At 52.2% G+C, this 11426-nt stretch carries 11 protein-coding genes; 1 reads left to right on the forward strand and 10 read right to left on the reverse strand.

Annotation, left to right across the window (positions count from 1 at the left end; translation table 11 throughout):
* Position 1: 1 nt before the first annotated feature.
* The 7 genes from B1757_RS00145 to B1757_RS00175 all read right to left on the reverse strand — a co-directional run bounded on the left by B1757_RS00145 (position 2) and on the right by B1757_RS00175 (position 7744).
* Entirely contained in the window at positions 2-1318 is a 1317-nt protein-coding gene (locus tag B1757_RS00145; protein ID WP_101536392.1) for an MFS transporter, read from the reverse strand.
* Between the two features lie 46 nt (positions 1319-1364).
* On the reverse strand, positions 1365-2243 hold the full coding sequence (gene fghA, locus B1757_RS00150) for an S-formylglutathione hydrolase (RefSeq protein WP_101536393.1): 879 nt from the start codon (positions 2241-2243) through the stop codon (positions 1365-1367).
* An 8-nt stretch (positions 2244-2251) separates the two neighbouring features.
* A complete protein-coding gene (locus B1757_RS00155; protein ID WP_101536394.1) occupies positions 2252-3361 on the reverse strand; it encodes an S-(hydroxymethyl)glutathione dehydrogenase/class III alcohol dehydrogenase in 1110 nt (369 codons plus the stop codon).
* Between the two features lie 39 nt (positions 3362-3400).
* Positions 3401-4249, reverse strand: coding sequence for a formate dehydrogenase accessory sulfurtransferase FdhD (fdhD, locus tag B1757_RS00160; protein WP_101536395.1), 849 nt, complete (start codon positions 4247-4249; stop codon positions 3401-3403).
* The gene (locus B1757_RS00165; protein ID WP_101536396.1) at positions 4228-4500 is read right to left on the reverse strand and encodes a hypothetical protein; all 273 of its coding nucleotides are present in this window, start codon (positions 4498-4500) and stop codon (positions 4228-4230) included. Before B1757_RS00165 ends, fdhD begins: the two co-directional genes overlap by 22 nt.
* The gene (locus B1757_RS00170) at positions 4490-6757 is read right to left on the reverse strand and encodes an FdhF/YdeP family oxidoreductase (RefSeq protein ID WP_101536397.1); all 2268 of its coding nucleotides are present in this window, start codon (positions 6755-6757) and stop codon (positions 4490-4492) included. The genes B1757_RS00165 and B1757_RS00170 overlap by 11 nt, the downstream gene beginning before the upstream one ends.
* A 105-nt stretch (positions 6758-6862) precedes the next feature.
* Entirely contained in the window at positions 6863-7744 is an 882-nt protein-coding gene (locus tag B1757_RS00175; protein ID WP_101536398.1) for an NAD(P)-dependent oxidoreductase, read from the reverse strand.
* Between the two features lie 190 nt (positions 7745-7934).
* On the opposite strand from B1757_RS00175, the gene B1757_RS00180 reads away from it, so the two are divergent.
* Complete coding sequence (locus B1757_RS00180; RefSeq protein ID WP_010642828.1) at positions 7935-8138, forward strand: cold-shock protein; 204 nt, start codon at positions 7935-7937, stop codon at positions 8136-8138.
* A 96-nt stretch (positions 8139-8234) separates the two neighbouring features.
* Here the strand turns inward: B1757_RS00180 and B1757_RS00185 are convergent, their stop codons facing one another.
* The 3 genes from B1757_RS00185 to pelF form a co-directional block, all read right to left on the reverse strand.
* Positions 8235-9176: an NAD-dependent epimerase/dehydratase family protein gene (locus B1757_RS00185; RefSeq protein ID WP_101536399.1), complete on the reverse strand. Its 942-nt coding sequence runs from the start codon at positions 9174-9176 to the stop codon at positions 8235-8237.
* A 21-nt stretch (positions 9177-9197) separates the two neighbouring features.
* Positions 9198-10574 carry an exopolysaccharide Pel transporter PelG gene (gene pelG, locus B1757_RS00190; protein WP_101536400.1) on the reverse strand — a complete coding sequence of 459 codons (1377 nt, stop codon included), beginning with the start codon at positions 10572-10574 and terminating at the stop codon, positions 9198-9200.
* A 2-nt stretch (positions 10575-10576) separates the two neighbouring features.
* On the reverse strand, positions 10577-11426 hold an 850-nt coding region (pelF, locus tag B1757_RS00195), incomplete at its 5' end, for a GT4 family glycosyltransferase PelF (protein ID WP_143484183.1).

Here is an 11426-nt window from a genome sequence, read left to right on the forward strand (position 1 = left end):
CTCAGCTTTTGGCGGGTAGCGTTTCCAGTTCTTCCAGACTTTTCATGCGGGATTCGATGCCATAGACCAGGGTGACGAGCAAGCCGAGTAAGGCGACGACCGACATGCAGACCAACACGAGAGGAATCCCCCAGCTTTGCTCAAAAATCGGGAAGAGGATGGCAGACAGAAAAGCCCCCAAGCGGGAGAAAGCGGTAGCCAATCCGGCGGCACTGGCCCGTAATTCGGTGGGAAAAATCTCTACGGCCAGGGCAAACACGGTCACGCCGGGACCAATCCCCATCCCAAAAGCATAGAGAGCTGCGGCCAGATATACCCCGATGACCCAGTGCTGCCAGGAACAGAGGGCGAATATCGCCAAGCCCAGAGACATAAGGCCAAAACCGGCGCTTTGCAGTGGAATGCGTCCCCAGCGGTCCAGTCGGGAAACAATGAAGAGAATCCCCAAGGCGGAGACGATGAGCACTGCCGCGTTGATGGCAGCAGCCGTCGCATTACTGCTGGCCAGACCATTATCGCGCAGCACGGTGGGGAAATAGAGGCCGATGCCCAGGCCAACGACATCCAGACAGAACCAGGGAAAAATGCTGAGAAAGAGGCGGCGCATCCAGGCTTTGTGGAGCAAAATCCGCCAGGATTGAGGCGGGATTTGAAAGCTGTCCAGTTCGGTTTGTCGCTCTGCTGCAGAGCAGGCCGGTTTTAGCAGTGCCAGGGCCTCCCCGGCCCGAGAATATTGGCCCCTACGGACTAGCCAACGCGGAGATTCGGGCAAACCCCGGCGTAACCAGAGCAGGGCCAGGGCCGGCACGATGGCGCTGCCGAGCATCCAGCGCCAGGAGTCCGGGCCGGTAAAGAGCAGACTCCAACCCACTATGGTGGACAGCAGGGCGCCCAGATACCAGGCGAGATTGACCCGGGCAAAGCGTTTACCACGATGGGCGGTCTGGCTGTATTCCGCGACAATGGTGGCGACCAGGGGGTAGTCCAGACCAATGGCGAGGCCGGTGATAAAGCGCCCGGCAAACAGGGCGGCGGTATCCGGACTGAGCGCGCTGACCAAGGCTCCCAGCAGATAGAGAAAAATATTGGGGAAAAGTAGCTTACGCCGACCCCAGCGATCCGTCAGAAACCCACCGAACAAACCGCCAATGAGAGAGCCCAGCAGGGCCATGGCCATGAGCACACCGGTTTCCGTTGCCTGCAGATGCCAGGCACTGCTCAAGGGCAAGAGCACAACGGCCATGATGCTGAGATCATAACCGTCCAGCAGCATGCCCAGCATGGCTGCTCCCAGCGCGCGACCGCGTTGCTCAGCCATCGGCTAAAGGCGCCGGATGGGCATGATTCTGAGGAATGGCTGTGCTTCAGCGGACATTATGGGGATCTGATCGGCGTACCGCGCCCAGATGCCGGGCATGAAAAGCCAGATGATCGCTTATGAAGCTGCTGATAAAAAAGTAGCTATGGTCGTAGAGATCGTGCCAGCGCAAAGTCAGACGGGGATCGTTGAGAGCCTCCAGATATCCGGTTTTCAGTTCGACTTCCAGAAAGGGATCTGCACGCCCCTGATCGATGAGGATAGGTGGATGGCTTTGCCCCGCTTTTTCCTGCAGAAGTGCCAGGCTGTCATAAGCCTGCCATTGCCCGGTGTCCGCCCCGAGATAACTGCTGAAGGCTTTTTGTCCCCAGGGGGTCTGACTGGGGGCGGAAACCGGGGCGAAAGCCGAAATGGATTGATATTGTCCGGATTTTCTGAGGCCGCAGACCAAAGCGCCATGCCCTCCCATGGAATGTCCGCAGATACCCTGGGCTTTGCCCTGTACTGGAAAATGCCGGGCAATCAGCGCCGGGAGTTCGTCCGTCACATAGGAGAACATCCGGTAATGGGCATCCCATGGAGTTGCCGTGGCGTCCAGATAAAAACCGGCACCAGTGCCGAAATCCCAATCGTCATCTTCTCCCGCAATCCCGGTATGGCGGGGACTGGTGTCCGGAGCCACCAGGATGAGTCCGAGTTCGGCAGCATAACGCTGGGCCCCAGCCTTGATCATGAAGGTTTCTTCGTTGCAGGTCAGTCCTGCAAGAAAAGTGAGCACTGGCAAAGTTTCGTCAGCGCTGTGGGCCGGGATGAAAACCGAGAAGCGCATAGGACCCTGACATTGCCGGGAGTCATGTTGGTAGCGCTCCATGCGTCCGGCAAAACAGGCATGGGATTCCAGCAGTTCCAGTTCCTGACTTGGCATGGTATTCCTCAGAAGGTGAGTACGGTACGAATGGATTTTCCCTCATGCATCAGATCAAAAGCGGTATTGATGGATTCCAGGGGCAGGGTATGGGTGATCATTTCATCAATCTGGATTTTGCCCTCCATGTACCAGTCGACAATTTTGGGTACGTCGGTGCGTCCCTTGGCGCCACCAAAAGCCGAGCCGCGCCAGTTGCGTCCGGTGACCAACTGGAAAGGGCGGGTACTGATTTCCTGTCCGGAGCCGGCGACCCCGATGATCACGCTGGTCCCCCAGCCTTTGTGGCAGCATTCCAGAGCCTGGCGCATCAGGGTGGTATTCCCGACGCACTCAAAGCTGTAGTCAGCGCCTCCCTTGGTCAGGCTGACCAGATAGGGAACCAGGTCCCCTTCGACTTCCTGAGGATTGACGAAATGGGTCATCCCAAAGGCTTCTGCCAGATTTTTTTTGGAGGGATTGATGTCCACACCGATAATCATGTCAGCACCGGCGAGGCGGGCACCCTGCACGACGTTTAGCCCAATACCGCCCAGGCCAAACACCACAACTTTATCACCGGGCCGTACTTTGGCGGTATAAATCACGGCGCCGATACCGGTGGTAACGCCGCAGCCGATATAACAGACCTTGTCAAAGGGCGCGTCTTCGCGGATTTTGGCCAGGGCAATTTCCGGAAGCACGGTATATTGGGCGAAGGTACTGGTGCCCATGTAGTGATAGAGGGGCTTTCCCTGACTGGAAAAACGACTGGTCCCATCGGGCATCAGGCCCTTCCCCTGGGTTTCACGAATAGCCTGACACAAATTGGTTTTGCCACTCAGGCAATATTCACACTCCCGACACTCGGGAGTATAGAGCGGAATGACATGATCCCCCGGTTTCAGGGAACGCACACCCTCACCCACTTCGACCACTACGCCCGCGCCTTCGTGGCCGAGAATGGTGGGGAACAGGCCTTCAGGATCCATGCCGGACAGGGTGTAAGCATCCGTATGGCACACTCCGGTCGCCTTGATTTCTACCAGTACTTCTCCGGGACGAGGTCCGTCCAGTTGCACGGTTTCGATGACCAGGGGTTGATTGGCGCCATAGGCGACGGCAGCACGAACATCCATAAGATTGCTCCTGAGTAAGGGATGGGGAAAGCTTAACGATTATTGGTCCAAAGAGGAAAGGGTAATGCCGGATTCTTCCTGAACACGCTCGGCGTGCGCATATAGGGTCATACGATCATCGCGAGTGTAGCCAATCAGGGTGATGCCGTGGCTTTGGGCAAGCTGGATCGCCATACTGCTGACCCCGGAGATGGCGGCGATTACTGGAATACCAAAACCCAGGGCCTTGAGCACGATTTCAAAGCTCAACCGTGAGGAAATACCCAGGACCTGCACCTGACCCGGCCGCAGTCCTTGTTGGAGGGCAGCGCCAATACTTTTATCGACCGCGTTGTGGCGGCCGATGTCTTCCCGAACCAGTGATCCCTGGTGGCTATCGAGAATGGCGGCGTGCGCAGTCCCGGTACTACGGTTGAGGCGCTGTTGTTCGCGCATCTGGCGCATGATCCGGTGAATGGCTTGAGGGGTGGTGGCATAATGGTTTTCCAGAGGTGCAAAGGGAATCAGTCCGTCAAAGACGGGCGTGCCACACAGGCCGCAGGCGCTTCCCCCGATAATCTGACGACCCTTGTGACGGGCGCGCTCGGCAGCTTCAGCTGAAAGTTGCAGGTAGATGGCTGAAGTTTCAGCGTTCTGCGCGACCAATTCCCAGGCGCTGATATCCTGCAGATGCTGAATGATGCCTTCGCTCCACAAAAAGCCATGAAAAAAATCTTCCAGATGTTCTGGCGTCACCATCATCACCGCATAGGGCTGGCCATTGATAACGATGGATACCGCCCGTTCTTCGAGAATGGCTTCTTCATGGGCGACGGGTGTGGCCTTGCCTGCAAGCAATGTGGCCGGCGACCAGCCGATGCCGCTGTTTAAGTGGCCATGGATGCGCATAAATCCTTGCCTTTTGTGGTGAGCATGATCATGGCGCGGCCCCTTTGTTCCCTTTGGGTCAGATAGCCCAGTCCTCCCCAGGCTTCATTTTCACCCAGCAGTAACAAGAGCCTTTCCAGTTGGCTGCGCCGTAGTTGCATCTGTTTCCCGATTTTTGCCAAAGAAACCGCCTGCTCCCGACAGAGGATCTGCAGGAGCGCGACGACCAGATCCTCGATGGCGGCAGCTTCGGATGGCGGACTATTGGTCATGGGCCTCGGCCACCTGGAAGGTGACAGGAATGGACTTGGAAGTCGGAGTATTGGCCCGGTCTGCATGGCTGGACAGAGGTACCAGCACGTTCAGTTCGGGATAGTAGCCCGCCACACAGGAGCGGGGAATATCATAAGGCAGTATCCGAAAATTGCGGGCCATGCGCTCACCATCAGTCCAGTGAGATGTAATATCTACCGTACTGTTTTCCACAAAACCCAGTTCAGCCATGTCGTCCGGGTGCATGAAACAGATGTTTCGAGCTCCGGATACCCCGCGATAGCGATCTTCGTAGCCATAGATGGTGGTGTTGTACTGATCGTGGCTGCGAATCGTCATGAGGTTGAAAATCCGGGCGCTGCTTTGGGGAACAAAACGATCCTCAGTAATGCTTTTGAGCGGATGCGCAATGAACTGGGCCTTGCCGGAAGGCGTCGTCCAGCGTCGTGAGCGCGGGGGAAGATCCAGGTGAAAGCCTCTGGGGTGATGTACCCGGGCATTGAAATCCTCAAAGCCGGCGACTACCCGGGAAATCCTTTCGCGAATCCGGTCATAATCCTGCACCATTTCACGCCAGGGCGTTTTGCTGTCAGGCAGAGTCGCTGTTGCCAGTTCGGCAATGATGGCACATTCGGATTTCAGATGGGGCGAAGCCGGAGCGCGCATGCCTTCAGAGATGTGTACCATGCTCATGGAGTCTTCGACGGTGATGCCTTGGGGCTTGCCATTCTGAATGTCTATTTCTGTGCGCCCCAGACAGGGAAGAATCAGCGCGTTTTTTCCATGCACGATATGGGAACGGTTGAGCTTGGTGGTGACGTGTACGGTCAGCTCGCATTGGCGCAGGGCGGTATGCACGCGTTGGGTATCCGGAGTAGCATTGGCAAAATTGCCACCCATGCCGAAAAACACCTTCGCCTCCCCTTTTTCCAGGGCGGCGATGCTGCCAATTACGTCATAACCCGGTTCGCGGGGCGGTTCAAAATCGAATTCTGTTGCCAGGCGATCCAGAAAATCAGCGGTCGGACGTTCCCATATGCCCATGGTGCGATCACCTTGCACATTACTATGCCCGCGAATCGGGCAGGCTCCTGCGCCATCCTTGCCGATGTTCCCCTTCAACAGCAACACATTGACCAGCATCTGGATGGTGGCAACAGCATGTTTATGTTGGGTGATCCCCATGCCCCAGGTAATGATGCTGGCTTTACCGGAATCATAGATTTGGCCGATTTCCATGAACTGGGCATGACTCAGACCGCTTTCGGCCTCAATATCCGTCCAGGGGGTGTCCAGGGCGATGCTTTGGAGCTGGGCGAAGCCTTGGGTATGGGTGTCAATGAAGTCCTGATCCAGTGTTCCCTGCTCCAGCAAGTAGCGGACGATACCGAGAGCAATGGCATAGTCGCCGCCAATGCGCGGTTGATAGTAATGGGTGGCGATTTCTGTCCCATGGTTGGTGAGCATTTCACCGGGATCCTGGGGATTCACAAAACGCTGCAGCCCGCGTTCCCGGAGAGGGTTGAATACCAGAATGCGGCAACCCCGCTTGGCCGCATCGCGGAGGGTTCCCAGCATCCGGGGATGATTGGTCCCTGGGTTATGACCAAAAAGCAGTAAAGTGTCCGCATGATCGAAATCTTCCAGGGTGACCGTGCCTTTGCCAATACCAATGGACTCCGGCATGCCGAGGCTGGTAGGTTCATGGCACATATTGGAGCAATCGGGCATGTTGTTGGTGCCAAATTCCCGGGCAAATAGCTGATAAAGAAATGCGGCCTCGTTGGAGGTTCTGCCCGAAGTATAAAAAATGGCCTGGTCGGGAGAATCCAGTTTTTGCAAATGGCGGGCAATGAGGGCAAACGCATCATCCCAGGATACCGGCACATAATGATCACTGGCAGCATCGTAGACCATGGGTTCCGTGAGACGCCCAAATTCTTCCAGGTCATAGTCACTTTGCTGAGCCAGCCAGGATACAGAATGCTGCGCAAAAAAATCAGCCGTCACTTTTTTGCTGGTGGCTTCTGCGGCGACCGCTTTCACGCCGTTTTCGCAAAATTCAAAGGTGGAATGTGCATCGGGATCAGGCCAGGCGCAGCCCGGACAATCAAAGCCCTCGGCCTGATTGGACTTCAGCAGCAAAGCGGTGCCTTCAGTCAGGATCCCCTGCTGGCGCAGGCTCTGCATGGAAGCACGCAGGGCACCCCAACCTCCCGCCGGTTGGTGATAAGGATGAAATTTCAGTTCGGCCATTTTTTTCTCCTTGCAACAGTAACCCCGGCGAGGGGCTGATTTCAGACTAGCAGCAGCATCGTGCAGGCTCAAGGTGAAGTACGCTGCTAATGTGCTGGATCCCCTTCAGGATGACAGCCCTGCATCCTGAGCCGCCAGTATGCCAATAGCGGACCAGTCGCGGGAGGCACCACCCTCAGCAGCAAGGCGAATGAAGCGATCGTGCAGCAGACTTGCCAGAGGCAGAGGGACGTTCAGATTTTCGGCAGCTGCCTGCACCAAGCGCATGTCTTTTTGCCCCAGCGGCGCAGCAAAGCCGGGTGGCGTAAACTTCCGGTCGGCGATGAGGCCTCCATAATTCTTATAGAGAGGCACATTGAAGAGGCTGGAGGTCAGCAGTTCCAGATAGGCATGTCGATCCACACCGCCTTTTTCGACCAGTGCCATGGCCTCACCCAAAGATTCAATGACAGCGGCAATCAAAAAATTACCACTCAGTTTGACCAGATTGGCTTTTTCCGGCATCTCGGCCACCACGAAACTGTGCTGGCCCATGTGCGCAAAAAGCGGCTGAAGACGCTCGATGGTTGCTGGTTTGCCAGCTACTGCCAAATACAGCTTGCCCGCCGCTGCCGCATCGGGTCGACCAAAAACCGGCGCGGCTACATATTCCTGGCCGGCACGGGTATGGGCCTCAGTCAGTTGCGCTGAAAGGGCGACACTGATGGTGCTGCAGGAAACATGCACGGCGCCGGGCCGCATCTGTGCCAGTAAGCCGTCTTCTCCCATCACCAGTGCATTCACAGCGTGATCATCGGCAAGCATAGTGAAGATCACGTCGGCATCGGCGAAATCGCCAAGAGACTGGGCAGCCTTTGCTCCCAAGTCAATCAGGCCCTGCATTTTTTCTGGGGAACGGTTGAATACGGTGAGAGGCTGGCCGGAAGCCTGCAGCCGGGCCGCCATACCTGAACCCATCTGCCCTAATCCTATGAAGCCAATTTTCATGAACTACTCCTTGCTCAGGGTTGTTACATACCGGACGGTTGGTTCTAACCTTAGTCAGAAATCAGTTTTCCGTCAAGAAAGCCGGATTTGCTGCAAAATTGTCGTAGAAATACCTTGCATGAATAAAGAATAGTCCCTATGCTCAGCACTGGACACGTGGTCCGAATTTACGCAATAGGAAGTGCATCAAATGGCAACAGGTACAGTAAAGTGGTTCAACGATAGTAAAGGTTTCGGTTTCATTACTCCTGAAGACGGTAAGGAAGATGTATTCGTTCATCATTCCGCCATTCAGGGCAGCGGCTTCAAGACCCTGGCAGAAGGCGCACGTGTATCGTTCAACAGTGTTCGCGGCCCCAAAGGCATGCAGGCTGAGGACGTGCGCGAGATCTAATCCCTAGCGGATGATCATCGCCCAGGGCGCCGCTAATGCGGCGCTTTTTTTTGAGCATTATTCAGCCGTTATTGAGTGGAACTGGCTGTTTGATATTCAGCAATCAGCCCTCATAACTTGTAATAGATGCTGAAGCCCTGCAGGCAAAGACCAAAGTGGCTGACATAAATGCCGGCGCATGCGTTCGTTATCTGCCAGGGAACGATGAATGTCACCCTCTACTAGTGGTACCCACTGAATGTCTTCCTCGACGCCAAGAAGTTGATGAATGATTTTTGCCAAGGACAGGATGGTCGTGGCCTTCCCGCAGGCAATATTCATGGTGCCCAGGGTATCCCCAAGGAGGGCTGCGACATTGGCCTGGGCAACATCGTTGACGTGAATAAAATCCCGTTCCTGGCTGCCATCCCCACGAATAGTCAGAGATTCATGAGCAAGAGCCTGCGCAACAAAGCGTGAAATCACGCCGCTGTAAGGAGATTGGGGATCTTGTCGAGGGCCATATACATTAAAATAACGCATCCCCAAATGTGAAAGTTGATGCATTCGGCCATAGAGATCTGCGTAAAGCTCGTTACTGTATTTTTCCAGACCATAAGGCGAAATAGGCATCGCCTGGGCATTTTCGTTAATGGGTAAAATCTCGGGATTGCCGTAGACTGCCGCCGAAGAAGCATAAACAAGTCGGGCATGCTGCTTCCGCGCTTCATCCAGCACAGCTACAAAGCCCAGGATATTTTGCTGACAGGAAAAAACCGGGTTCGCAAAACTCTGGATCACTGAAACCTGTGCGGCAAGGTGCAAAATATGCGTAACTCCAGCACAAGCTTTGCCCAGAAGAGTTTGATCAGTCATGTCACCGAGGATAAAATCCAGGCGATCATGTGTTGCTGGTAAATTCTCCCGCTTTCCTGTAGAGAGATTATCCAGAACGCGCACGTAGTAACCTTCGGAGAGTAGAAGTTCAACCGTATGAGAGCCAATGAAACCGGCGCCACCCACTACCAGGATAATTGCTGTTTGCTGATTTGGCTGCATGAATAGTATACACCTCTGTATTTACTGAGATTTAACAAAAGTAATAAAGTCTATGTCTTGCAGATCTTTTTTTAATAACAACAATCCTGCTATATCGGCAATAAAGAGGGAAAACATAAATCCCATGCCATAAAAAAATGGACCAGCCTGAAGGCTGAGCCAAGTAAAGGTAATATTACCAGATAAAAAAATGAACGTTAAAAAAATGCTTCGACGGCGTAGGTCCATGTAGAAATAAACATTGAGTATGCTCATGAACAGAAGTTGTAAGCTGACACCGACAACATCAAATTGAAAAATGCGGGCATAGCTTAATGGATAACCAAGAAGATCAAGTATTTGTGGGGTAAAAGCTATTGCGAAGATGACAGTTAAACCCTGTATTTTAGCAATATCCCATAAACCCGTCCGCGTAGCATTGATCATTCCCTGCTTGGCAATACTTAATTCGGAATAGCTGCCACCGCTAATTATCGCTTCGTTGTAGGCATCGTAAGACTCAACAAAATCAGTCTCCAATCGAAAAAGAAAAATGGCCAGTCCTGGGACTATCAGCAAATAGCTGAGAAAAATAGGGACATCATATATCGGTGAAGCCCGCAGTGGCCCTATAACCAGACCACTGGTATCTGAGGTAAACCAGAATAATAGCTTGTCGGCCCAAACGGCAGCATTAAAAAATAAACCCACCAGAACCAGAGAACCGAAGAAACGGGTGTTGAGCAATACCTTTTTAGGATATAGTAACACACCAGGAAACTGGCGTATGATCATTGCACCAAGACTGAGTAATAGTATTGCCTGACCAATATCAAAAGCCAGTAAATAGCCATAAATACCAAATTTGGCGCCGAGGTAAAGTCCCGATAAAACAATGGTTGAGTAGGCTATTAAATACCAGATGACCAACGCCTTGTAGTCTTTCAGGCTGGTTCCCATAATCGTCAATATCCAAACACCGCACAACTCGACGAATCCTGTTCCCATAAAAAATTGATAAATAATAGGCGTGTCTGAAAAAAATAAATAAGCCATGACTACCGCAAAAATGCTTCCAACAAAACAAACTCCGGCCAGCATGATCAAGATTACTGATATTACTTTACGTTTTTCATGGGCAAATAATAAATCGGCAACATAACGAGTAAAAACTAATTGGACTGGTCCAGTCAATATCAGTGAAGACATAATAAGATAAGTCACAGAGACTTGGAACTCTATGACTGTAGTATTGTGCGTGTTTTGGTCTACAGCAAGAAAGCCTAGTAATAGAATTCCAAAAATAGATAGCAACCAAGGTCCAGAAGAAACGAGACCAGCGAAGCTATATGCTTGCAATAGTGATAAGTAAGTTCTTCGTTTAAGAATTCTACGTAATTCAAAGCCAATGCCAGCCATTTTTATTTCACCATCCCTTGTTGATAAATTTTGCGATAACTGGCAAACATGTCTTTCTCTTGATAATCATCTTCAACCCTTTTAATTCCATTTTTGCTACAAGTTAGCCATAATGCATTATCATTAATTAATGTAGAGATAGCTTTAGCCATGGCGCTAGGGTTTGCAATGGGTACTATTTCACCTGCTGGTGCAGCACTTGATTCTTTTGTTTTCCCATAGATAAGTTCGCGACAGGAACCCACGTCAGTTGCGACCACAGGAACTCCTGCAGCAAAGCTCTCAAGTACAGAAAGTGGTAAACCTTCACTAATTGAGCTAAGTACCGTTAGGCGTACCTGAGCAAGTACTTCCTGCACGGGCACAAAACCCAGAAACTTAACATCCATTTTCAGATCCAAGTGCTCAACTAAAAGGAGACATTCCTGATAATATTCATCATCTTCCTCAGTAGGACCTGCAATCCAGAATTCTGGAGGATTCGGTTCATTTTTTTGCAATATTTTGGCGGCACGTATGAATGTTTTGATATCTTTGATAGGAACCACGCGACCCACAAGCGCGACAATATTTTTTCTGGCTGAAAATGACGATCGAAATGGAATAAAATTTTCTACAGGAATTCCGTTAGGAATTGTAGATATTTTTTGTGGATCTGCTCCATCGGTAATCTGGAGTTCAATAACACCAGAATAAAGGTTCACTATATTTTGTGCTTGTTGATATGTCAGGCGTCCGATAAATTCAAAAAAACGAATCCATAAGTGTCGTAAATAATGAATTCGGCCAGGTTGGGGAAGAAATTCTTCGTCCTCGTGAATCCACCGTGCCAACATCAGATCAATCCGTCGG

It is taken from the genome of Acidithiobacillus marinus, assembly GCF_002847505.1.
GTDB classification, from domain to species: Bacteria; Pseudomonadota; Gammaproteobacteria; order Acidithiobacillales; family Acidithiobacillaceae; genus Acidithiobacillus; species Acidithiobacillus marinus.